17 protein-coding genes are annotated in these 24320 nt (G+C 73.7%); 13 read left to right on the top strand and 4 right to left on the bottom strand.

Features of this window, described 5'->3' with window-relative positions; genetic code table 11:
• The first annotated feature begins 1 nt into the window (after position 1).
• The 5 genes from OG488_RS12980 (at position 2) to OG488_RS13000 (ending at position 6285) form a co-directional block, all read left to right on the top strand.
• Positions 2-1267, top strand: a complete 1266-nt coding sequence (locus tag OG488_RS12980) for a 6-phospho-beta-glucosidase (RefSeq protein ID WP_329228909.1) — start codon at positions 2-4, stop codon at positions 1265-1267.
• Complete coding sequence (locus OG488_RS12985; protein WP_329228911.1) at positions 1258-2232, top strand: N-acetylglucosamine kinase; 975 nt, start codon at positions 1258-1260, stop codon at positions 2230-2232. The genes OG488_RS12980 and OG488_RS12985 overlap by 10 nt, the downstream gene beginning before the upstream one ends.
• A 230-nt stretch (positions 2233-2462) precedes the next feature.
• Positions 2463-3854 carry a hypothetical protein gene (locus OG488_RS12990; RefSeq protein ID WP_329228913.1) on the top strand — a complete coding sequence of 464 codons (1392 nt, stop codon included), beginning with the start codon at positions 2463-2465 and terminating at the stop codon, positions 3852-3854.
• Positions 3855-3865: 11 nt separating this feature from the next.
• Positions 3866-4900 carry a glutamate ABC transporter substrate-binding protein gene (locus tag OG488_RS12995; protein ID WP_329228915.1) on the top strand — a complete coding sequence of 345 codons (1035 nt, stop codon included), beginning with the start codon at positions 3866-3868 and terminating at the stop codon, positions 4898-4900.
• Positions 4901-4947: 47 nt separating this feature from the next.
• Entirely contained in the window at positions 4948-6285 is a 1338-nt protein-coding gene (locus OG488_RS13000) for a hypothetical protein (protein ID WP_329228917.1), read from the top strand.
• 34 nt (positions 6286-6319) lie between these two features.
• On the opposite strand, the gene OG488_RS39255 is transcribed toward OG488_RS13000, so the two are convergent.
• Positions 6320-6610 (bottom strand): hypothetical protein, encoded by a 291-nt coding sequence (locus tag OG488_RS39255; RefSeq protein ID WP_443074215.1) that lies wholly within the window; start codon positions 6608-6610, stop codon positions 6320-6322.
• Between OG488_RS39255 and OG488_RS13005 the strand changes: the two genes are divergently transcribed.
• The 8 genes from OG488_RS13005 to OG488_RS13040 all read left to right on the top strand — a co-directional run bounded on the left by OG488_RS13005 (position 6588) and on the right by OG488_RS13040 (position 21310).
• Positions 6588-9068, top strand: a complete 2481-nt coding sequence (locus OG488_RS13005; protein ID WP_443074278.1) for a tetratricopeptide repeat protein — start codon at positions 6588-6590, stop codon at positions 9066-9068. The two genes, OG488_RS39255 and OG488_RS13005, sit on opposite strands and share 23 nt — an antisense overlap.
• A gap of 2 nt (positions 9069-9070) precedes the next feature.
• Positions 9071-10429: a PP2C family protein-serine/threonine phosphatase gene (locus tag OG488_RS13010; RefSeq protein ID WP_329228921.1), complete on the top strand. Its 1359-nt coding sequence runs from the start codon at positions 9071-9073 to the stop codon at positions 10427-10429.
• A 235-nt stretch (positions 10430-10664) separates the two neighbouring features.
• Positions 10665-12026 (top strand): vWA domain-containing protein, encoded by a 1362-nt coding sequence (locus tag OG488_RS13015; protein WP_329228922.1) that lies wholly within the window; start codon positions 10665-10667, stop codon positions 12024-12026.
• A gap of 112 nt (positions 12027-12138) precedes the next feature.
• Complete coding sequence (locus tag OG488_RS13020; RefSeq protein WP_329228924.1) at positions 12139-13575, top strand: FHA domain-containing protein; 1437 nt, start codon at positions 12139-12141, stop codon at positions 13573-13575.
• 85 nt (positions 13576-13660) lie between these two features.
• The gene (locus OG488_RS13025; protein ID WP_329228926.1) at positions 13661-14065 is read left to right on the top strand and encodes a globin; all 405 of its coding nucleotides are present in this window, start codon (positions 13661-13663) and stop codon (positions 14063-14065) included.
• A gap of 159 nt (positions 14066-14224) precedes the next feature.
• On the top strand, positions 14225-17566 hold the full coding sequence (locus OG488_RS13030) for an FtsX-like permease family protein (protein ID WP_329228927.1): 3342 nt from the start codon (positions 14225-14227) through the stop codon (positions 17564-17566).
• Position 17567: 1 nt separating this feature from the next.
• Positions 17568-20339 carry an FtsX-like permease family protein gene (locus tag OG488_RS13035; protein WP_329228929.1) on the top strand — a complete coding sequence of 924 codons (2772 nt, stop codon included), beginning with the start codon at positions 17568-17570 and terminating at the stop codon, positions 20337-20339.
• Entirely contained in the window at positions 20336-21310 is a 975-nt protein-coding gene (locus tag OG488_RS13040) for an ABC transporter ATP-binding protein (RefSeq protein WP_329228931.1), read from the top strand. The genes OG488_RS13035 and OG488_RS13040 overlap by 4 nt, the downstream gene beginning before the upstream one ends.
• Before the next feature lie 72 nt (positions 21311-21382).
• Here the strand turns inward: OG488_RS13040 and OG488_RS13045 are convergent, their stop codons facing one another.
• From OG488_RS13045 to ettA, 3 genes are read right to left on the bottom strand one after another with little or no spacing between them, the layout of a single operon-like run.
• Positions 21383-22078 (bottom strand): hypothetical protein, encoded by a 696-nt coding sequence (locus OG488_RS13045; protein WP_329228933.1) that lies wholly within the window; start codon positions 22076-22078, stop codon positions 21383-21385.
• Complete coding sequence (locus OG488_RS13050; RefSeq protein WP_329228935.1) at positions 22075-22497, bottom strand: acyl-CoA thioesterase; 423 nt, start codon at positions 22495-22497, stop codon at positions 22075-22077. The genes OG488_RS13045 and OG488_RS13050 overlap by 4 nt, the downstream gene beginning before the upstream one ends.
• 5 nt (positions 22498-22502) lie before the next feature.
• The gene (gene ettA / locus OG488_RS13055; RefSeq protein WP_147963466.1) at positions 22503-24167 is read right to left on the bottom strand and encodes an energy-dependent translational throttle protein EttA; all 1665 of its coding nucleotides are present in this window, start codon (positions 24165-24167) and stop codon (positions 22503-22505) included.
• Between the last annotated feature and the right edge of the window lie 153 nt (positions 24168-24320).

Here is a 24320-nt window from a genome sequence, read left to right on the forward strand (position 1 = left end):
CATGAAGCTCGCAGTAGTGGGTGGCGGGTCCACCTACACACCTGAACTGATCGACGGGTTCGCACGGCTGCGGGACACCCTGCCCGTCGAGGAGCTGGTGCTCGTCGACCCGGCGGCCGACCGGCTGGAGCTCGTCGGCGGCCTGGCGCGCCGCATCTTCGCCAAGCAGGGCCACCCCGGCCGGATCACCACCACCTCCGACGTGGACGCGGGGGTGGAGGGCGCCGACGCGGTGCTGCTCCAGCTGCGCGTCGGCGGGCAGGCCGCGCGCAACCAGGACGAGACGTGGCCGCTGGAGTGCGGCTGCGTCGGCCAGGAGACCACCGGCGCCGGTGGTCTCGCCAAGGCGCTGCGCACGGTGCCGGTCGTCCTCGACATCGCCGAGCGGGTCCGGCGCACCAACCCGGACGCCTGGATCATCGACTTCACCAACCCGGTCGGCATCGTGACCCGCGCCCTGCTGCAGGCCGGCCACAGGACCGTCGGGCTGTGCAACGTCGCGATCGGCTTCCAGCGGAAGTTCGCGCGGCTCCTGGACGTCGCTCCGGCCGAGATCCACCTGGACCACGTCGGGCTCAACCACCTGTCGTGGGAGCTCGGGGTGCGGCTCGGCGGCCCGGACGGCGAGGACGTCCTGCCGAAGCTGCTCGCGGAGCACGGCGACACGATCGCCGGCGACCTGCGCATGCCCCGGCAGATCGTCGACCGGCTCGGTGTCGTCCCGTCGTACTACCTGCGCTACTTCTACGCGCACGACGAGGTCGTGCGGGAGCTCGGCACCAAGCCGTCCCGGGCGGCGGAGGTCGCCGCGATGGAGAAGGAGCTCCTGGCCATGTACGGCGATCCCGCGCTGGACGAGAAGCCGGCGCTGCTCGGCAAGCGGGGCGGGGCCTTCTACTCGGAGGCGGCCGTGGACCTGGCCGCCTCGCTGCTCGGAGGGGGCGGCCCGGCCGTGCAGGTGGTCAACACGTACAACAACGGCACGCTGCCGTTCCTGCCGGACGACGCGGTGATCGAGACCCAGGCCCGGGTGGACGGCACGGGCGCCTCCCCTCTCGCGGTCCCGGCCCTCGACCCGCTGTACGCCGGGCTCATCGCCAACGTGACGGCGTACGAGGACCTGGCGCTGGACGCCGCGCTGCGGGGCGGCCGGGACCGGGTGTTCAAGGCGCTGCTCTCGCACCCGCTCGTCGGCCAGTTCGAGTACGCCGAGGCCCTCACCGACCGGCTGATCGCACACAACCGGGAGCACCTGGCGTGGGCGTGAACGCTTCGGTCCTCGCCATCGACGCGGGCAACAGCAAGACCGATGTGGCACTGATCGGCGAGGACGGCACCGTCCTGTCCACGGCGCGCGGCGGCGGCTTCCAGCCGCCCGTCGTCGGTGTGGAGACGGCGGTGGACGTCCTGGCCTCGGCGATCGGACAGGCCCTGGCCGCGTCCGGGGAGCCCGTCGGGAGCGTGGAGCACGTGTCGGCGTGCCTGGCCAACGCCGATCTCCCGGTGGAGGAGGCCGAGCTGGCCGAGGCCCTGCTCGCCCGGGGCTGGGGCCGCACGGTCGAGGTGCGCAACGACACCTTCGCGATCCTGCGGGCGGCGCTGGACGAGCCCCGCGGGGTGGCCGTCGTCTGCGGTGCCGGGATCAACTGCGTGGGCATGGTCCCGGACGGCCGTACGGCCCGGTTCCCCGCGATCGGCCGGATATCGGGTGACTGGGGCGGCGGTTCGGGCCTCGCCGAGGAGGCCCTCTGGTTCGCCGCGCGGGCCGAGGACGGCCGCGGGGAGCCGACGGAGCTGGTGCGTACGCTGCCGGGGCACTTCGGCCTCGGCTCGATGTACGAGCTGATCGAGGCGCTGCACCGGGGGCTGATCCCCGCGGGGCGCCGCCACGAGCTGACGCCGGTGCTGTTCGCGACGAGCGCGGCCGGGGACACGGTGGCGAGCGCCCTGGTGGACCGGCTGGCCGGCGAGGTCGTCTCCATGGCGACGGTGGCGCTGGGACGGCTGGGACTGCTGGCCGAGGAGGTGCCGGTCGTCCTGGGCGGCAGCGTGCTGGCGGCCCGGCACTCCCGGCTGGACGACGGCATCGCCCGGCTGTTGTCGGAGCGTGCCCCGAAGGCGGTGGTCCAGGTGGTCGCGGAGCCGCCCGTCCTGGGCGCCGCGCTGCTCGGCCTGGACCACACGGGAGCGCCGGCCGGGGCGCACCGTAGGCTGCGGGCGTACTACACCTGACACACTGGTCACAGAGGTGGGGGCGTCTCCCGGTCCGTCGCCGGGGGGCGCCCCTTCCGTACGGGAACCGATCAGATGTCCCGAACGTGTTCTTGGTGGGGAGATCGATTCGGTGCAGGATCCAGGTATTCCTGGTGAATGCCGGTCCCTGCGGCCATACTTCTGGCCGGGCGCCAGTCTCCCGGCCGGCCGGGGCCGGGGCCGACGTCGGAGACCGAGGGGGAGGTCGAGTGACACACCCGCCGAGCGGGGCCGCACTGCGGGAGCCGGGGACGGACGGTCCCGTCGCGCCCGCGGCCGTGCCCGCGCAGCGCCGTGGTCTCCGGTCCGAGGCCGCCGGGCGGCTGCGCGCCGCGGCGACCACCGAGCCGGGCCGGCTGCAGATCATCGGCGCCGTACTGGCCCTGCTGGTCGTGGTGTTCGGGATGGTCACCTTCCTGGAGATCTCCGGGCGGGCGGCCTCCGCCGACGACGTGGTGGAGCGCAGCCAGCCGCTGAGCGCGGACGCCGCGAGCATCTACCGTTCTCTGGCCGACGCCGACACGATGGCCGCGAGCGGCTTCCTCGCCGGGGCGGAGGAGCCCAAGGATGTCCACGAGCAGTACGAGAAGGACATCAAGGAGGCCTCCCGGCTGCTGGTGAAGGCCGCGGCGAGCACGGACCCCTCGACCCCCTCGCACCGGGAGATCACCGAGCTGGGCGAGGGGCTCCCCGAGTACACGGGCCTGATCGAGCGGGCGAGGGCCAACAACCGCCAGGGGCTGCCGCTCGGCGGCGCCTACCTCCGGTACGCCAACCAGAAGATGACCAACGAACTCCTCCCGGCGGCCGAGCGGTTGTACGCGGCGGAGACGGGCCGGCTCGGCACGGACTCGGCCGACGCGCGGCGGTGGCCGTTCCTCTCGCTGGCCGCCGGGATCGTCGCGCTGGCCGCGCTGGTGTGGATGCAGCGGCGCAACTACCGCCGGACGCACCGGGTCTTCAACCACGGGCTGCTCGTGGCCACGGCCGCGGCCACGGTGGTGCTGCTGTGGCTGGCCGTGGGTCACACGGTGGCCAGGGCCGAGCTGCGGGGGGCGATGGTGAACGGGCAGGAGTCGCTGGACGTCCTCAACAAGGCCCGGATCAGCTCCCTGAAGGCGCGGGCGAACGAGAACCTCACGCTGGTGGCCCGGGGCGCGGTCCTGACCCCGGACGGCACGCGGGACAAGTACGAGAACGACTACAGCACGGGCATGAAGGCGCTCGGCGCACAGCTCGGCACCGCGGAGAAGCTCGCCGGCGACGACGCGACGGGGAGCGGACCGGTGAAGGACGCCATCAGCGGTGTCTCCGAGTGGCAGGACCGCCACAGGAAGGCCCGGACGACCGACGACCGGGGCGAGTACGATGCCGCGCTCAAGCAGATCATCGGGCCGAAGGGCACCACGGGTCAGTCCTTCGAGCAGGTCGACGACGCGCTGCAGCAGGCGCTCGCCCATGAGCAGGGCGAGTTCGACGCGGCGGCCGGGAGCGGCCGCAGGGCACTGGGCGGGCTCCCGGCCGGCGCCGCCGTCCTCGCCCTGCTGGGCGCGGTCGCCGCGATCGTCGGGGTCAACCGCAGGCTCGCGGAGTACCGGTGAGGGGACGAGCGATGACCAGGGTGAAGGGCTGGGCGGCGCGGAGCAGGCTGCGCGGCTGGGGCGGTGTGACGGGCATGGCGGTGGCCTGCGCGGTCACGGCCTCGCTCACCCTGCTGCCGCTGGCGCACGGCGACGGGACCTTCGGCGGACTGAGCGCGGGGCAGGAGACCACCTCGGCCGTGCCGGCCAGGGCCGAGACGTGCAAGGACCCGGAGGCGAGCGTCCCCGCGTCGACCGACGACGGCCCGAGCCTCCGGAAGATCCGGGAGCGCGGGAAGCTGATCGCCGGTGTCGACCAGAACAGCTTCCAGTGGGGCTACCGGAATCCGGAGAGCCGCACCCTCGAAGGCTTCGACATCGATCTGGTGCACGCCATCGCGGAGGACATCCTCGGTGACCGGGACGCGGTGATCTTCCGCGCCATCCCCACCAACCAGCGGATCGCCGCCCTGGAGAACGGGAAGGTCGACGTCGTCGTCCGTACGATGACGATCAACTGCAAGCGCGTCGGCCAGGTCGCCTTCTCCACGGCGTACTTCCAGGCCGGCCAGCAGGTCCTGGCTCCCAAGGAGTCCACGATCGACGGCTACGACGAGTCGCTGAAGGGCAAGCGCGTCTGCACGGCCGAGGGCTCCACGGCGAACGACGCGCTGAAGGAGAAGTCCTTCGGGGCGGTGTTCGAGGACGAACACGAGGACACCGAGCGCGACGAGGACCAGCTGACCGTCCCCAACCAGCTGGACTGCCTGGTGCGGCTGCAGCTCGGTGAGGTCGACGCCGTGGTCACGGACAACGCGCTGGCGGCCGGTCAGGCGGCGCAGGACCCGGCGGTGGAGCTCAAGGGCGACGAGCCGTTCACCACCGAGTACTACGGCGTCGCGGCCAAGCTCGGCGCCGACGACCTGGTGGCCCGGGTCAACCACGTGCTGGACGGCTACCGCCGGGGCGGTGCGAACAGCCCCTGGATGACGTCGTACCGCACCTGGCTGGCGGAGGGGCTGCCGGGCATCGAGGGGCCCCCCGCGCCGAAGTACCGGAGCAACTGAACGTGTCCGGACCCTCGGGTCCGGCTGCTGGAACGGAGAGGTGATCGATGGGCGTGGCGGGATCCTTCCCCGGATTCGCGGGGAGGCCCCCCGGCCCGGTCATGGGCCGGGACGAGGCGGACCGTACGCTGGCCCGGCTCGGTGCGGAGCACGAGGCCATCGAGACCTCGCTCCTCGCCCTGGAGGAACACGCCGGTCGCCGGCTCCTGGAGGGCGCCACGCTGGCCGGTGTCACCGAGGAGCGCTGGGGTTCCACCAAGCGGTCGATCACGTTGCTCTGGCGGTACTTCGACGCGTACGCCGGGGCGCTGGCCTCGGCCCGTGAGATCCGGGCCAGGCGCCGCTACCCCGGCAGGAGCGACCTGGTGGCCCTGACCGACCTGCTGCGCGGTGACGGTGTGACCGTGGCGAACCAGGGAGCGACCGGCCCCGGTGTCTCGCTCACCCGACCGGCCCGGCTCTCCGAGCGGTTCACGCTGGAGGAGCTGGTCGCCCGGATGAACGACCTGTACGCCCAGGCGCTGGACATGATCCTCGCGTCGGACTCCGTATGGTCGGCACTGCCCGCCCGGATAGACCTGCTGGCCGCCGAGCTGCGCCGCACCGCCTCGCTGGCGCACTCCGTCGGGGTGCGGCCCGGGGAGCATCCGGCCGGTGACGACCTGGAGGCGATCGCCGAGGAGCTGGCCGCGCTGCGGAAGCAGGTGATCTCGGATCCACTGGCGTTCTGGGTGCCGGGCCCCGGCAGTGCCGCCCCCGGCGGAGGGCGGCCCGACACCACGCGCTACGACCGCGCGGCACTCGCCCTGGAGGAGGTACGCCGGGAGATCGAAGCGGTGCTGGCGGTCCGGCAGGACGCCGAGCAGCGCCTGATCCAGGTGCGTGACCTGCTGTCGCGCGCGAACCGCACGCTCGCCGAGGCCCGGTTGGCGCGCGGCGAGGTGCTGGCGAAGATCGCCGCCTCCGAGGTGCCCGCGGTCAGCGGGCCGCCGACCGTGCTGCAGGAGCGGCTCGCGACGGCGTCGGCGTACCGCAGGCACGCCCAGTGGAACCGGCTGTCGCCTCTGCTGGAGTCGCTGGAGCGGGAGGCCGAGGACGAACTGCTGCGCGCCCGGGAGTCGCTGACGTCCGTCACGGGGCCGCTCGCGGTCCGGGCGGAGCTGCGGGGCAGGCTGGACGCGTACAAGGCGAAGGTGGCCCGGCACGGTCTGGCCGAGGACCCGCTCCTGATCGAGCGGTACGACGCGGCCCGCCGGATGCTGTGGAGCGCGCCGTGCGACCTTCGCGTCGCCGAACAGGCGGTCCTGCGCTACCAGCTGGCCGCCACCGACCTGCTGACACAGCACCGTCCGGACAGGCACGACGGACAGGGGGAGACATCATGAGTACGGAGTGCCAGCGCCCCGCGTGCGAGGGCAGTTACGAGGACATGGGCGGCGGTGAGCTGTACTGCGGCACCTGCGGCCTCGCGCCGGTCGTGTCGCCGACGGGCATGGTGAGTTCACCGCCCACCGGCATCGCGGGCGGTGGCAGGGCTGCCGGCGGCAGGGGGAGCGGCAGCACCTCGCAGCGGACCGGTTCCCAGGCGTCCGCCCGCTCCTCGTCGCGCTCGTCGACCTCCCGGCGTTCGGTCTCCGGGCGGCTCTCCCGCTCCTTGTCCGGGAGCTCCACGTCCCGCTCCGTGTCGGTGCGCTCCTCGGGCACCTCCACGGGCTCCACCTCCGGACGCGGCAGGCTGGGCGCGGGCCTGGTGCTCGTCCCCGACGTGCCGCGGCCCGACCCGCGCACCGCGGTGATGGACAACCCCGAGGTCCCCGAGCGGAAGCGCTTCTGCTCGCGGTCCGACTGCGGGGCGCCGGTCGGCCGGGCCCGCGGGGACCGGCCCGGCCGTACCGAGGGGTTCTGCACCAAATGCGGCCACCCCTACTCCTTCGTGCCGAAGCTGCGCGGCGGCGACGTCGTGCACGGGCAGTACGAGGTCGCCGGCTGCCTGGCCCACGGCGGGCTCGGCTGGGTCTACCTCGCCGTGGACCGCGCCGTCTCCGACCGCTGGGTGGTCCTCAAGGGCCTGCTGGACACCGGGGACCAGGACGCCATGGCCGCGGCCATCTCCGAGCGGCGCTTCCTCGCGGAGATCGAGCACTCCAACATCGTCCGCATCTACAACTTCGTGGAGCACCTGGACCAGCGCACCGGTTCGCTCGACGGCTACATAGTGATGGAGTACGTCGGCGGCAAGGCGCTCAAGGAGATCGCCAACGAGCGCCGGACACCGGGCGGGAGGCGGGACCCGCTGCCGGTCGAGCAGGCCTGCGCGTACGGGATCGAGGCGCTGGAGGCGCTGGGACACCTGCACAGCCGCAACCTGCTGTACTGCGACTTCAAGGTCGACAACGCGATCCAGACCGAGGACCAGCTCAAGCTCATCGACATGGGCGCGGTGCGCCGGATGGACGACGACGAGTCGGCCATCTACGGCACCGTCGGCTACCAGGCGCCCGAGGTGGCCGAGACCGGCCCGTCCGTCGCCTCCGACCTCTACACGGTGGCGCGGACGCTCGCGGTGCTGACCTTCGACTTCCAGGGGTACACGAACGTCTTCGTGGACTCCCTGCCCGATCCGGACAACATCGAGGTGTTCCGGAGGTACGAGTCGTTCTACCGGCTGCTCGTGCGGGCGACGGACCCGGACCCGGCCCGCCGCTTCTCCTCGGCCTCGGAGATGGCGGAGCAGCTGACCGGGGTCCTGCGAGAGGTGGTCGCCCTGCAGACGGGCCGTCCGCGCCCGGCGCTCTCGACCCTCTTCGGCACGGAACTGCGCGTGACGGACACGGAGTTGTTCGCGGAGCTGACCGGCGAGGCGTCCCGGCTCGGCGCCCGGACGGGCCCGTCCGGCGGCGCGGGGTTCTTCGGGCGCCGCCGCAGGCCGGCCGTCACCACCACGACGCACCCCGCGTCGGCGCTGACGGCCGCGTTTCCCGTCGCCCCCACCGTCGCCGCCCCGCAGCCGGTGCCGGCCGGCGCGGGCCCTCTGTACGCGCCCGCCACCCATGTCCGGGGAAGCACGGGGAGCACAGGGGGCACGGGAAGCACGGGGAGCGCGGCGACGGGCGGCGCGCCGTCGTACGTGCCACCGCTGCCGGCGGTCCCCGCTCCCCGGGCGGCGGTCGTGGAACCGGGCCCCGTCCCGGGGGCGTACCCGGCCGCGGGTCCCCGGCTCGCCGCGTTCGACGCACGGGCGACCTCGCTGGCCCTGCCGGTCCCCCGGGTGGACCCGAACGACCCCAACGCCGGTTTTCTGGCCGGGGTGATGGCCTCGGCGCCCGCCGAGCTGGTCTCCGCACTGCACTCCGTGCCGGCCGCCTCGCTGGAGACCAGGCTGCGGGAGCTCCGCGCCCGCCTGGAGATGGACGAACTCGGCTCCGCCGTACGGGCGCTGACGGCGGTGGAGTCGGAGCACCCGGACGACTGGCGGGTCGTCTGGTACCGCGGGATCGCCTCCCTGGTGACCGGTGACCACGAGAACGCCGCGCTGTCCTTCGACGCGGTGTACGACGCGTTCCCCGGCGAGCCCGCCCCGAAGCTCGCGCTCGGCATCTGCGCGGAGGTGCTGGGGCAGCTGGACAACGCCGCGGAGTACTACCGCCTGGTGTGGGTGACCGACCCGAGTTTCGTCAGCGCGGCGTTCGGTCTGGCCCGGGTGCAGCTCGCCGCCGGCAACAGGGCCACGGCGGTGCACACCCTGGAGTCCGTGCCGGAGTCGTCCATCCATTACACGGCGGCCCGGGTGGCGGCGGTGCGGGCACGGCTCCGTGAGCGGGCCCCGCACGAGCCGCTGATCCAGGACCTCTCCGCGGCCGCCGACCAGGTGACCGCGCTGCGGGCCTACGGCCTGGACGCGGTGAGACGCGAGCAGTTGTCGACCGAGGTACTGGGTACGGCGCTCGACTGGGTACTCTCCGGTAGTCCCACGGCTCAGCCGGCCGCTCCGTCCTCCCCCGCGACCGCGGCGCCGAGGACGGTGCTCGGCAGTGAGCTGGACGAGCGGGGCCTCAGGTTCGGTCTCGAACGCTCGTACCGGATGCTCGCCCGGCTCGCGCAGCGGGGCGACGAGAGGATCGAACTGGTGGAGCGGGCCAACCGTTTCCGCCCCCGGACCTGGGTGTGAAGATGTCAGAGATCCACGGGCGGGCCTCCTTGGCGGGGTGCCCCGGCTGCGAGGAACCGCTGGAATCGGGCGACCTGTTCTGCGGGGCGTGCGGGTACGACCTCTCGGCGGTGCCGACGCCGCCGGGCGACCGTCCGACGGTCGCCATCACGGTGCCCGCACAGGGCGTGGCGTCGTCCGCCGCCGGTCCCGTGGCGTGGCCGGCCGCCTCCGAGGCCGACAGCTCCGACGTGCCGGCTCCGACGCACCGCCCGGCCGACCTCCCGGGCGTGGACTCGGGCGGCAGGCCCCTGCCCACCGCGGAGCGGGCGGCGGTCCGCTTCGACGAGCCCGGCGGCACCGCCCCGGAGCCTCCCGGCGAGCCCTCGGGCGACTTCGAGCTGGCCGCGCCCGACCCCCGTACCGTGGAGCACGCCGCCGCGGGGGCCTCGGCGGCCGGTGCCAAGATCTGTGTGGCGTGCCGCTCGGGCCGGGTGGACCCCGACGGCTACTGCGAGAACTGCGGCCACGCCCAGCCCCGCGAGCGCGACCACATGGAGCAGGAGCTCGGTTCGGTGGCCGCGGTCAGCGACCGCGGCCTGCGTCACCACCGCAACGAGGACGCGTTCGCGGTGTCCTGCACCGCCCTGCCGGACGGCTCGCCGGCGGTCGTCGCCGTCGTGTGCGACGGCGTCTCCTCCGCGAGCCGCCCCGACGAGGCCTCGGCCGCGGCCGCGAGCGCGGCCAACGAGGCGCTGCTGGAGTCGCTGCCGCGCGGGACCCATCCGCAGCAGGCGATGCACGAGGCGATCCTCGCGGCGTCGGAGGCCGTCAACGCGCTGGCCCAGGACTCCGGTCAGGCCCTGGAACACGAGCAGCAGCGCCACCAGAACGCCCCGGCGTGCACCCTGGTCGGCGCGATCGCGGCGGGCGGCCTGCTGGTCGTCGGCTGGGTGGGTGACAGCCGCGTCTACTGGGTCCCCGAGGACCGCGCCGATCCGCCGGCCCGGCTCACGGAGGACGACTCCTGGGCCGCGCAGATGGTGGCGGCCGGCCTGATGAACGAGGCGGAGGCGTACGCCGACGAGCGCGCCCACGCCATCACGGGCTGGCTCGGCGCCGACGCGTACGACCTGGAGCCGCACACCGCGTCCTTCAAACCGGACCGGCCCGGCCTGGTCGTGGTGTGCACCGACGGCTTGTGGAACTACGCGGAGGGCGCGGCGGAGATTGCCGCGGCCGTGCCGCCCGACGCGTACGAACGGCCGTTGCACGGGGCCCAGGTGCTGGTCGGTCACGCGCTCGACGGCGGGGGCCACGACAACGTAACAGTGGCGCTCCTGCCGTTCGCCGTGGCCGCACCAGGGGCAGGATCGGCCTGAGCCCACGCCCGGTCCGCCGGCGCCCGGCCGGTGGTCCGGCCGGCCCGTCGCCCCTACGCCGTCCCGTCCCTACGCCGTCCCGTCCCCACGCTTACCGGTCCCTACGCTTCCCGGTCTTCACGCCTTCCCGTCCGCGCACGCCGGGGCCGCCGCGCTCGCCCCGGTCCTTCGGCCGTAAGTCCGTCCGCACACCTGTCTTCGTCCGACCTACGTGGAGCCTCAAGGAGCCGCTCAGATGGCCAACTTCTCCAAGTCCAACGTGCCGCAGTTCTCCGTCGAGGTGTACCAGAACGAATTCCTGCCCGAGGGCGGCCGTGACGTCAACGCGATCGTCACCGTCACGTCCACGGGCGGGGGGACGACGGGCCGTGTCCCCCTGGCCGACGGCACCCCGGCCGCCGTGCGCGTCCCGGGGCAGGCGCCGAACGCGGCCGTGGTGCTCATGGTCGACTGCTCGGGCTCGATGGACTACCCGCCGACGAAGATGCGCAACGCGCGCGACGCGACGGCGGCGGCCATCGACACCCTGCGTGACGGCACGCGGTTCGCCGTGGTGGCGGGAACGCACGTGGCCAACGACGTGTACCCGGGCAACGGGCAGTTGGCGACGGCCGATCCGGGGACCAAGGCGCAGGCGAAGGAGGCCCTGCGCCGGCTGAGCGCGGGCGGGGGAACCGCCATCGGGACCTGGCTGCGGCTGGCCGACCGGCTGCTGGGGGCCGCCGAGGTGGACATCCGGCACGGCATCCTCCTGACGGACGGGCGCAACGAGCACGAGTCCCCGGAGGATCTGCGGGCCGCCCTCGACTCCTGTGCGGGCCGGTTCACCTGTGACGCGCGAGGTGTCGGCACCGACTGGGAGGTGAAAGAGGTCACAGCGATCGCCTCCGCCCTGCTCGGCACGGCGGACATCGTCGCCGATCCGGCCGGCCTCGCCGCGGACTTCACCCGGATGATGGAGAACGCGATGGGCAAGGAGGTCGCGGACGTGGCGCTGCGGCTCTGGACGCCCGTCGGGGTCGAGATCGTGTTCGTCAAGCAGGTGGCGCCGACGGTCGCCGAACTGACCGGCCGCCGCACCGAGTCCGGGCCGCGGTCCGGTGACTACCCGACCGGGTCCTGGGGTGACGAGTCCCGGGACTACCACGTGTGCGTGAGGGTTCCGGAGGCCGGGATCGGTCAGGAGATGCTGGCGGCCCGGGTCTCGCTGATCCTGCCGGCCCCGTCGGACGGCGGTGCCCCGCAGACCCTCTCCCAGGGTCTCGTCCGCGCGGTGTGGACGGACGACATGGCCGCTTCGACCTCGATCAACCCCCAGGTGGCGCACTACACGGGGCAGGCCGAACTGGCGCAGGTCATCCAGCAGGGACTGGATGCGCGCAAATCGGGAGACTTCGACGGCGCTACGGCGAAACTGGGGCGTGCGGTGCAGCTCGCGTCGGCCTCCGGAAACGCGGATACTGCGAAACTGCTTTCGAAGGTGGTCGACGTCGTCGACGCGGCGACGGGTACTGTGCGACTGAAAGCAAGGGTCGCGGAAGCGGACGAGATGACCCTCGAAACGCGCTCGACCAAGACAGTTCGCGTCAAGAAATAGCGACGCGGACGACAACGGCAGAACCGCACCGAGAGCCGTCCCGGCCGACCGGACGGTGCACCGACACGCATGACGGCCTCCGGGCCGGACGAGGAGAGGGGGAAGCGCCGACATGCCGACCTGCCCGAACGGACACCAGTCGGGTTCCGAGGACTGGTGCGAGGTCTGCGGACATCGCATGGCCGGGGCGAGCGCGCCCGCGGGCGCCGTCCCGCCGCCGCCTCCCCCGCCGCCCGCGCCCGGTTACGGCTATCCGCAGGGCCCGGGCCCCGGACAGCAGACCGTCCAGGCCGAGCTCTGCCCGCAGTGCCGCACCCCGCGTGAGCCGATGGCTCCGTACTGCGAGGAGTGCCGCTGGAACTTCCTCACGAACACGGCGACGTCGTACACGCCGCTGGCCCCGCAGGGCGGTGTCGGTGGACCGCCCGGGCTGAACCTGCCGCCCGGCTTCCAGGCCCAGCAGGGCCCGCCGCAGCAGCGGGATCCGTTCGAGTACCAGGGCTCCCGGCCTTCGCAGATGAACCGGCCGGCCGAGCCGCTCTCGCCGGAGCAGGACGACCGGCAGGGCCCGCCGCCGCCCCCGCACTCCTTCCAGCAGGGGCCGCCGCCCCCGCCGTCGTTCCAGCAGCAGTCGCCGTCCCCGTTCGAGGCGCAGGGCCGCCCGGGCCAGGGGCCGGGCCAGCAGGGACCGGGGCCGCAGGGCCCCGGTCAGCAGGGTCCCGGTCAGCAGGCCGGCCCGCCGTCGCCGTTCGACCCGCAGGGCAGGCCGGGTCAGCCGGGCCCCCAGGGGCCCGGACACCAGGGTCCCGGACACCAGGGTCCCGGACAGCAGGGGCCCGGACAGCAGGGACCGGGCGGGCAGAGTGGCCCGCCGTCGCCGTTCGAGCCGCAGCGGCAGGGGCCGCCTCCCCCGCCGTCGTTCCAGCAGCAGTCCGCGCCGCCCGCGCCGCAGCGGCCCCAGGCGCCGCAGACCGGTGGGGGCGACGACTGGATGCTGCCGCCGCCCTCGCAGCAGCAGCCGCCGCAGGGCTTCCAGCAGGCACCGCAGGCCCCCCAGGCGCCTCAAGCACCGCAGGCATCCCAGCCTCCTCAGCAGCAGTTCCCCGGCCAGAGCTTCGCCCAGGGCGGGCCCGACCAGGGGCCGGGCAGTTGGACGGCCGTCATCGCGCCGGACCGCGACTACTTCCTGGCGATGATGCAGCGGAGCGGCCCGGAGGCGACCGGACTGAACCTGCCCGCGTACTCCCCGGAGCAGCGCCTCGCGCTCACCGGCAGCCAGATCACCATCGGCCGCCGCCGGCACAGCACCGGCGAGTCCCCCGACATCGATCTCGCCGTGCCGCCGGAGGATCCGGGTGTCTCGCACCAGCACGCCGTGCTGGTGCAGCAGCCGGACGGCACCTGGGCCGTCGTCGACCAGAACTCCACCAACGGCACCACGCTCAACGGCGCCGAGGACCCGATCCAGCCCTATGTCCCCGTCCCGCTCCAGGACGGCGACCAGGTGCACGTCGGGGCCTGGACGACGATCACGGTCCGCCGCGACTGATCCGGCGATCCCACGACGCCCGCCGGCCGAGGACCGGGGTCCTAGGACCCCGGTCCTCGGCCGGTGCGTCTGCGACGATGGACGGGTGACAGAGATTCCGCGCGACACGCTTCAGGAGCAGACCTTCTACGAGCAGGTCGGCGGCGAGGAGACCTTCCGGCGCCTGGTGCACCGCTTCTACCAGGGCGTAGCCGAGGACCCGCTGCTGCGGCCGATGTACCCGGAGGCGGATCTCGGCCCGGCCGAGGAACGGTTCACGCTGTTCCTCATGCAGTACTGGGGCGGTCCGCGCACCTACAGCGACCAGCGGGGGCACCCGCGGCTCCGGATGCGCCACGCCCCGTTCCAGGTGGACAGGGCGGCGCACGACGCCTGGCTCGGTCACATGCGGGTGGCCCTCGACGAGCTCGGCCTTCCCCCCGAGCACGAGAGGCAGTTGTGGGACTACCTCACCTACGCCGCCGCCTCGATGGTCAACACCGCGGGGTGATCCAGGTGTGCGGAATCCGGTGCTCCACGGCCGGATAACGATCACGATCCCGTCAAGGTGCTCCCCGGGACGGTTCCCAGGAGCCCGTGCACTCTGAAAGCATCCGGAGTGCGCCGGGGGGCGTACGAGGCGTGCGGCTGCTGAGGTACGGGGGATCGGGTGACGGGGTTCGTCTTTCTACGGGCGCGCGCCCATCGGCTCCTGCTCGCCGCCGCCTTCCTGGCCGTGCTGCTCACCACCTGCGTGCTGGCCGCGCTGACGGCGTTCTCCGGTTCGACGGGCGACGCCGCCCTGCGGCACACGCTCACCCACCGCTCCGCGGAGCAGGCCTCTCTGTTCGTCTCCGCCGACGTGGACCGCGAGCGGCGTGAGGAGGCCGACGCCGCCGTGCGTGAGGCGGCCGGCGACACGTTCGACGGACTGCCGGTGGCCGTACGGAAGCTGGAGAGTTCGGGGCCCTACGCGCTGCCGCGGGACCTCCGGGCGCCCGCCGCGCGGCGTGGCCAGCCCGACCTGACGCATCTCGCCTCGCTCGACCGCAGCCGTGTCCGCCTGACCACGGGACGCATGCCGGACGCCGGGGGCGGGGGCGCGGGGCGTCCCGTGCAGGTGGCGCTGCCCCGTGCCGCCGCCGAGGCGCTGAAGCTGAAGCCCGGTGTCCGTCTCACCCTTACCGACCGGCTGGACGAGACACCCCTGCCGATCGAGATCACCGGTCTCTACGAGGCGTCCGACCTGGACGACCCGTACTGGCGGCTGGACCCGCTCGGCGGGCGCGGTGCCCGGAAGGTCGTCTTCACCACCTACGGCCCGCTGCTGGCCGACCCGGCCGTGCTGGGTTCCGGCCGGGTCAGCGCCGGTCCGGTGTCCTGGCTGGCCGCCGCCGACTTCCGCTCGGTGACCACCGGCCGGACCGGGGCGCTGCACCGGTCCTCGACGGCCGGACCGAAGGCGCTGTCCGCCTCGGGGGCCCTCGGGGGCGGCGCCACGGTGAGGACCTCGCTGCCGACCGTCCTCGACGAGATCGAACGGGCCCTGCTCGTGTCCCGTTCCACCATCATGATCGTCGCCGTCCAGCTCGTCCTGCTCGCCGGGTACACCCTGCTGCTCGTCGCCCGGTTGCTGAGCAGCGAGCGCGGCGGCGAGACCGAACTGCTGCGCGCCCGGGGCGGCTCCCGGGGCCGGATCGCCTCGTCGGCCGCGATCGAGGCGGTCCTCCTGGCGGTGCCCGCCGCCGTCGTGGCGCCCCTGCTGGCCGGTCCGCTGACCCGGCTGCTCGCGGAGCGGAGCGAGCTCGGCAGGATCGGGCTGAGGCTCGACGGCGGGGCGGGCGGCACGGTCTGGCTGGTGGCGGGTGCCGTCGCGCTGGCGTGCGCGCTCGCCGTGGTCGCGCCCGCGCTCACCGCGGGCATGGGCGGGCGCCGGGGCGCCCGCGCCGCGTCGTTGCCCACTCCGGTGCGGGCGGGCGCCGACATCGGGCTGCTGCTGATCGCCGGGGTGGCCTACTGGCAGCTCGACCGGCAGACCGGGGCCTCCGGCGGCGGCGCGCTCAGCGGCGACCGGGAGGGTGAGCTCGGCATCGATCCGCTCCTGGTCGCCGCCCCCGCACTGGCCCTGCTCGCGGGCACCGTCCTGACCCTGCGTCTGCTCCCGCCTGCCGCCCGGCTCGCGGAACGCCGTGCGGCGGGCGGTCGTGGACTGTCAGCAGCCCTGGCGGGCTGGCAGTTCAGCCGACGGCCGCTGCGTGGCGCGGGTCCGGTGCTGCTCCTGGTCCTGTCGGTCGCGATGGGCATGCTGGCCATCGGACAGAGCGCGTCCTGGGACCGCTCCCAGGGTGACCAGGCCGACTTCCGGTCGGGTGCGTCGGTGCGCGTCGTGGGCACGCTGTCCGGCGATCCGGCGAAGGCCGCGGCGTACACGGACCTGCCGGGTGTGCGGGAGGCGGCTCCGGCGTTCCGCACGACGGCCGACCTGTCCGGCGGGCGGACGGCCGAGGTGCTCGCGCTGGACACCGCGCACGCGGACGAGCGGATGCTGATGCGCGGGGACCTCTCCGGCGCGTCGTCGCGGAAGCTGTTCGACGCGGTCGCCCCGCCGAGGACGGCACGGACCGGGGTCGTCCTGCCCGAGGGCGGTGAGCGGGTGCTCCTCGACGTGCGGATCAGGGACACCGCGGCGCCGGGCGGCAGGTCACCGTCCGGCTCCGCACCGATGGTCAGCGTCCTGCTGGAGGACCGTTACGGCATCGGCTACCGGATCGGGGCGGGAAGGGTCCCGGTCGACGGACGCGCCCACACCCTGTCCTTCCCCGTCTCTGCACCGGGCGGACTGGCGGTGACCGGCTTCGAGGTGGACGGTGACGTGCCGTCCGCCCGCTCCGAGAAGCGGCTGGTCGCGGTGACCGGCCTCCGGGCCGTCACCGCGGACGGCGAGCGGCCGGCGCCCCCTTCGGACGGAGTGCGCTGGAGCGCCGCCACGACCGTGTCGGAGGGGAGCGAGACCCGTCCCGGGGAGAAGGCCCAGGAGGTCACCGGCTCAGGTGCCGCGCCTGCCTTCCGGTACGACACCGGGGCCGTCCCGCCCGACGACTCGTTCTTCGGCAGCGGCTCCGCGGTCGGCACCCTCCGGATCACCGCCGTCCGTCCGGCGGCCCCCGTGCTGAAGGCGGTGGCCACCGACGCGTACCTGACGTACGCGGGGGCGGAGCTCGGCCAGGAGGTCGACCTCACGCTGGCGGGCAACACGGTCCGGGTGAAGCTGGCCGAGGCGGTGCGACAGCTCCCGACGACCGGCCCCGGCACGGCCTCCGACGCGCTCGAAGGCGCACAGGAAGGCACCTCGGAGGTCTCGTCCACCGAGCCGGGCGGCGCCCTTCTGCTGGACCTCAGGGCGGTGTCTGAGGTGCTCGCCCACCGCTCCGGGGCCACCCTCGCGCCCACCGAGTGGTGGCTGAGCGCGGCGCCCGGCGACGGGCCGGAGGTGGCGTCGGAACTGCGTGCGCTGCCCGGCATCGATCCCGCGCAGGTACGGGTCAGGGACGAGGTGGCGCGGGAGCTGGCGGACGACCCGCTGGGCGCGGGGCCGCAGTCCGCGATGCTGGCCGTCGCGGTCGTGGCCGCCGCCCTGGCCGCCGTCGGATTCGCCGTGGGGCTCGTGGGCTCGCAGCGCGAACGGGGCGCCGAGTTCGCCGTGTTGCGCGCCCTGGGCGCGCCCCGGAGGGGGCTGGCCCGGATGATGGCGGCCGAACAGGGGGTGCTGATCACCCTGGCCCTGCTGATCGGGCTCGCCCTCGGGGCGGTGCTCACCAGGGCCGTCGTGCCGCTCGTCGTGCTGACGGGGCAGGCGGCCCGGCCCGTGCCGGACGTGCTGGTGCTGCTGCCGGCCGGGCAGGTCGCGGTCCTGCTGGCATCGGTCGCCGCGCTGCCGCTGCTGACCGTCGCCGCGCTCACACTGCGCCGCGGTGATCCTGCGGTGTCGCTGCGCCACCAGGGGGACAACTGACATGAACGCCGCCAAGCTCCCGGCCGCCTGCGCCCCGTGGGTGCGGACGAGGCTGCGCACCGCCCCCGGCGTCTCCGCCGCCCTGGCCGTCCTGGTCCTCCTGACCGCCTTCCTCGCCGCGGCGTTCCCGCGCTCCGTGGACGCGTACGAGACGAAGGCGCTGCGCCATGACGTCGCGTCCGCGCCGCCGGGGCAGAGCGTGCTCGAAGTGGCGACGCCGCCGCCCTCCCTCGGGCGGGCTCCCTCGGTCCGTGAGAGCGCGGTGCGGGAGAAGGCCCTGTCCTCCGCCCGTGACGCGCTGGTGAAGGCGCTCCCCGCCCCCGCGCGCGCCGACCTGCGCAACTCCTCGTACGGCGTGCACACCACGAAGCCCCTCGTCGCGGACGAGGCCTGGCTTCCGCGCCCCGATGCCCTTCCGCCGCAGCTCACCTACGCCGCCCCGTCGGCGCTCCCCGGACACAGCACCCTGCGGTCGGGGCGCTGGCCCGCCGCCCGGGGCCCGGTGACGCTGGACACCCGTGAGGTGGAGGCCGCCGTCACGGAGGAGACGGCGAGGACGCTGAGGATGAAGCCGGGCTCCACCGTGGCGGTGCCCACCCGGAGCGGGGTGGAACTCACCGTACGGATCACCGGGATCGTCGCGCCGCTGCGGCCGGAGAGCGGCTACTGGGCGGTCGACCCACTGTTCCGCGCCCCGTCCCTGATCCGGGACCCGGGGTCCCGGACGCCCGTCTTCTACTGGCGGGGGACGCTGCTCCTGCCGCCGGACACGGGCCCGGCGCTGCTCGCCACCATGGGCGAGCCGGAGCTGTACTGGCGCCTGGCGCCGGACGCCTCCGGGCTCACCGCGGCCGACGTGCCCGCGCTGGCGTCCGGGATCGCGGCGGTCGAGAACGGCCCCGGTCTGCTCAAGCTGCGCGACGTCGCCGGGCCGAACACCACACTCACGACGGACCTGGACGCGATCCTCGGCGCGTACACCTCGATGCGCGCCGCGATCGGCCCCGTCGTCACCGTCGCCGCCGTCGGCATCGGCGCGGTGGCCGCCGTCGTCCTGCTGATGACGGGCGCGCTGATCGGCGCCCGCCGCCACCACGAGCTGGCCCTGCTGCGATCCCGCGGCGGCTCGCTGCGGGGCATCGGCGGGCGGCTGCTGGCCGAGACAGCGGTGGCCGTGCTGCCCTCGGCGGCGCTCGGACTGCTGCTGGCCGTGCTGCTCGTCGGCGACGCACGCTTCCTGCCGGCGCTGCTGGGCGCCTGCGCCGTGGCGGCGCTCGTCTGCGTGGCGCTCCCGCTCCGCACGGCTCTGCACCACCGCACGCCGTTGCTGCACGGCGCCCGGGACGACGTGATGGACTCCAGGCCCTCCCGGCGCCGTACGGTGGCCGAACTGACCCTGCTCGTCCTGGCCGTGGGGGCCGTCGCTGCGCTGCGCCGGCGGGGCACGTCGGCGGGCTCGGGTGCCGATCTGCTGGTCAGTGCCGCGCCCGTCCTGGTGGGGCTGATCGCCGCGCTCGTCCTCGTGCGGCTGTACCCCCTGCCGCTGCGGCTGGCGGCCCGCCCGGTGGCGCGGCTGCGCGGCGCGGTCGGCTTCCTGTCGCTGGCCCGCGCGGGCCGGGCCTCGTCGAGCGGCACACTGCCGCTCCTGGCCCTGCTGATCGCGCTGACGACGGCGGCGTTCGGCGGCTCGGTCCTCGCCGGGGTCGCGGACGCGCGGGACGAGGCGGCGCTGCGGGCGGTCGGCGCGGACGCGAGGATCAGCGGGGAGGGCGCGCCCTCCCCCGTCCCCGACGGCGTCCTGCGCCAGGTGCGGGCGGTGGACGGCGTCGAGGACGTCGCCCCCGTGCGCATCGAGTACAGGACCGCGCTCGCGGCTTCCCTGGACGTCAGGTCGGACACGAAGCGCGCCACGCTCATGGGCGTCGAGCCGGAGTCGTACGCGCGACTGGCCCGCGACGGCGGGCTGCCCGCCTTCCCCGCAGCCTCACTGCGCAGCGGACCCGGGCAGGACGAGGCGCTCCCCGCGGTCGTCTCACCGGCGCTCGCGGACCGGCTCGGTGAGCGTCCGCACACCATCCGGTCACAGGCCGGGGACATCACGGTGCGGGTCGCGGCGGTGCTCTCGCGCACCTCCGCGGTGAGCGACGCGGAGTTCCTGATCGTCGACGCGAAGGGGCTCGCCCTGCCGGAGCCCACGACGCTGCTGGTCACGGGTGCCGCGCTCGACACCCAGCGGCTGCTGGCCGCCGCGAAGAAGGCGGGGCCGGACTTCAGGGTGGGGCTGCGGGCCGCGGAGCGTGAACGGTTCGTCGACACCCCGATGCAGTCGGGCGCCGAACGGATCTACGGCGCGGCGGTCGTGGCGGGCGCCGGATACGCGTTGCTCGCCGTGCTCCTCTCCCTGCTGCAGACGGCCCCGGAGCGCACCACGCTCCTGGCCCGGCTCCGCACGATGGGGCTCACCACCCGGCAGGGGCGGCGGCTGCTCGCGTTCGAGGCGATGCCGCAGGCGCTGCTGGCCGCGTTCGGCGGGCTCCTCGTCGGCTGGGCGACCATCGCCCTGCTGGCACCCGGCATCGACCTCGGCTCACTCGCCCTGGCCGGCGCCACGGCCCCCACCACGTACACGGCCACGCTGCGGGCCGACCTCCGGTCGCTGGCGCTCCCGGCGGTGGGCGTGGTCGTCCTCGCCGCCGCCGTGGCCGGCGTCCAGGCCTGGTGGGCGGGCCGCCGTGGATCGATCAAGGAACTCAGGGCAGGAGACACCCGGTGACATCATCGACAGAGACCACCCTGGCGGAGCTCGAACAGCGGGCCGCCGCCCGCCGCGACCGGCCGTCGTACGGGCACGACGCGTTGATCGCCTGCGACCGGCTGGTGCGCATCTTCTCCGCGGACGGCGTCGAGGTGCAGGCGCTCCAGGGCCTCGATCTGCTGGTGACCGAGGGCGAGTTGATGGCGCTGGTCGGCGCGTCGGGCAGCGGGAAGTCGACCCTGATGAACATCCTGGCGGGCTTGGACGTGCCCACGGCCGGCTCGGCGAAGGTCGCGGGCGGCGATCTGCTGGCGATGGGGCAGAAGGAGCGGCTGCGCTACCGCCGCGACGTCGTGGGGTTCGTCTGGCAGCAGACCTCGCGCAATCTGCTGTCGTACCTGACGGCCGTTCAGAACGTCACGCTGCCCATGCAGCTGCGCGGTGGCGGGCGGAACCGTGAACGGGCCGCGCGGGCCGATTCGTTGCTGGAGATGCTCGATGTCGGTGACTGCCGCGACCGCCGTCCCGCCCAGATGTCCGGCGGCCAGCAGCAGCGGGTGGCGATCGCGGTCGCCCTGGCCAACAACCCCTCGGTGCTGCTCGCCGACGAACCGACCGGCGAGCTGGACTCCGCGACGGGCGAGCAGGTGTTCGCCGCGTTCCGCCGCGCCAACGAGGAGCTCGGCACGACGATCGTGATCGTCACGCACGACCAGGCGGTGGCGAACGAGGTGCGCCGTACGGTCGCGATCCGCGACGGCCGTACGTCCTCCGAGGTGCTGCGGCGCACCGAGGTGGACGCGGTGACGGGGCAGGAGTCCCAGGTGGCGCGGGAGTACGCGATGCTCGACCGGGCGGGCCGGCTGCAGCTGCCCGCGGAGTACACCGCGGCGCTGGGCATGGAGCACCGGGTGATGCTCGAGCTGGAGCAGGACCACATCGGGGTGTGGCCGGACGCGCCCGAGGAGCGGGACGCGCCGAAGGAGTAGACCGCGTCCATCAGACGGAACGCGTCGGCCAGGCGGAACGCGTCGTCGGAGAAGCGGGCGCTCCGCTCCGCCTCAGACGGTGCCGACGGTCACGGCGAGCGTGCCGAGGCCACCGCCCGCGCCCCGCAGGGCCACCGACCCGAAGGGCGTGCGCAGTCGCAGCCAGGGTCCGGCCGTGAGCAGGGTGACGGGGAAGTCGGGGGCGGGGCGCAGGAAGCCGAGGGACTGGGCGGCGTGCACGGCGCGCAGCGGGAGCTCCGTGTCCCCGACCGTCCGGGACCAGATGTCGCGGCCGATCACGTCGCGTTCCGCGCGGGTGCGCCGGTCCTCGGGGAGTGCCGCGTCCCGGGCCCGGAATTCGGCCACGGCGTCCGTGAGGCCGGTGCGCAGGTCGAGGGGGCCCGGCAGCCCGGGGCGTTCCCTCCATCCGCCGCGGGGCGGCAGCATCCCCGCCCACGGCGGCCCGGTGACCGGTGTGGGCAGGGCGCTCACGCCGGGCGCCTCCCCGGCACCGTCCGTGTCCACCGCTTCGAGGAGCTCGCCGGCCGAGACCGTGACGTCGAGGTCGTGGATCCCGGACAGCCGGACCGTGCGGATCGCGAGGACCTCGAACGACGGCGGCCGGCCGAAGACGGCCAGCGCGCCGCCGCCCGCCTGGAGGCGGACGGCGGCGGCCCGGTCGTAGTGCAGGAGCCTGCCGAGGAAGGCGGCGAGATCCGCCGCCTCCCTCGCGTCGGCGAACCTCAGCGACCGTACGGGCACAGTCATGCGACGGCGGGCTCCTGGTCGAGGTACTCCTGGAGGAAGAGCTTCTCCTCGGCGGTGATCCGCCGGGGCCGCTCCGCAGCCAGGTCGTAGGGCACGACGACCGTCGACGCCCGGACGTAGAGCTGCTCGGGATCCTTGACCTCGTACGCGATCGTCAGCGACGCCGCGCTGATCTTCGTGACCCAGGACTCGATGGTCACCGGCGCGTGCCGGTGGACCAGCGGGCGCACGTAGTCGATCTCGTGCCGGGCCACGACGGATCCGCCGGCGAAGGACGGCGAGCCGTCCCCCGGCGCCAGCCGGAACATGAAGTCGATGCGCGCCTCCTCCAGGTAGCGGAGGAAGACCACGTTGTTCACGTGGCCGAAGGCATCCATGTCCGACCAGCGCAGCGGGCAGCTGTAGATGTGACGGGCCAAGTCGATCAGCCTCGCGTGAGCTTCTTGTAGGTGGCACGGTGCGGACGGGCCGCGTCCGCGCCGAGGCGCTCGACCTTGTTCTTCTCGTACGACTCGAAGTTGCCCTCGAACCAGTACCACTTGGAGTCGCCCTCGTACGCCAGGATGTGCGTGGCGACCCGGTCCAGGAACCAGCGGTCGTGGGAGATGACCACCGCTGCTCCGGGGAACTCCAGCAGCGCGTTCTCGAGCGAGGACAGGGTCTCCACGTCGAGGTCGTTGGTGGGCTCGTCGAGGAGCAGCAGGTTGCCGCCCTCCTTGAGCGTCAGCGCCAGGTTGAGGCGGTTGCGCTCACCACCGGAGAGGACACCGGCCGGCTTCTGCTGGTCCGGGCCCTTGAAGCCGAACGCGGAGACGTACGCCCGCGAAGGCATCTCGACCTGGCCGACGTTGATGTAGTCCAGTTCGTCCGACACGACGGCCCAGAGGGTCTTCTTCGGGTCGATGTTGGCGCGGGACTGGTCGACGTAGGAGATCTTGACCGTGTCGCCGACCTTGATGGCGCCGGAGTCCGGCGTCTCCAGGCCCTGGATCATCTTGAACAGCGTGGTCTTGCCCGCGCCGTTCGGGCCGATGACGCCGACGATGCCGTTGCGCGGCAGCGTGAACGACAGGTCGTCGATGAGGACCTTGTCGCCGAAGGCCTTGGAGAGGTTCTCGACCTCGACGACGATGGAACCGAGCCGCGGGCCCGGCGGGATCTGGATCTCCTCGAAGTCCAGCTTCCGCATCTTGTCCGCCTCGGCCGCCATCTCCTCGTAGCGGGCGAGACGCGCCTTGGACTTGGTCTGACGGCCCTTGGCGTTGGAGCGGACCCACTCCAGCTCTTCCTTGAGCCGCTTGGCGCGCTTCTCGTCCTTGCGGCCCTCGACCTTGAGGCGGGTGGCCTTCTTGTCGAGGTACGTGGAGTAGTTGCCCTCGTAGGGCAGGGCGCGGCCGCGGTCGAGCTCGAGGATCCACTCGGCGACGTTGTTCAGGAAGTACCGGTCGTGCGTGACGGCGACGACGGCGCCCGCGTACTTCGAGAGGTGCTGCTCCAGCCAGTTCACCGACTCGGCGTCGAGGTGGTTGGTGGGCTCGTCGAGGAGGAGCAGGTCCGGGGCCTCGATGAGCAGCTTGCAGAGCGCCACACGGCGCTTCTCGCCGCCGGAGAGGTTGTTGACCGGCCAGTCGCCGGGCGGGCAGCCCAGGGCGTCCATGGCCTGCTCCAGCTGGGCGTCGAGGTCCCACGCGTTGGCGTGGTCCAGGTCCTCCTGGAGCTTGCCCATCTCGTCCATGAGCGCGTCGGAGTAGTCGGTCGCCATGAGCTCGGCGACCTCGTTGAAGCGCTTGAGCTTGCCCATGATCTCGGCGGCGCCGTCCTGGACGTTCTCCAGGACGGTCTTCGACTCGTCGAGCTTCGGCTCCTGCATGAGGATGCCGACGCTGAACCCGGGCGAGATGAACGCGTCACCGTTGGACGGCTGCTCCAGGCCCGCCATGATCTTCAGCACCGTGGACTTACCGGCGCCGTTGGGGCCCACGACACCGATCTTCGCGCCGGGCAGGAAGTTCAGATTGACGTCATCGAGAATCACCTTGTCGCCGTGCGCTTTGCGCGTCTTGCGCATGGTGTAGATGTACTCAGCCAAGAGAAACCGTCCGGCAGCAATAGAGGTGTGGGCAGATACACCCATCTTGCCTGACGTCCGCGCCCGGAAGGAAACCCGTCCGGTCCCCGGTACGGCCCCGGCACGCCCCCGCCGGCCCCCGCCGGGAGCCCCGGGAACGCGAAGTGCCTGGTA

Origin of the sequence: Streptomyces sp. NBC_01460, assembly GCF_036227405.1 — a bacterium.
In the GTDB taxonomy this organism is placed as follows: domain Bacteria; phylum Actinomycetota; class Actinomycetes; order Streptomycetales; family Streptomycetaceae; genus Streptomyces.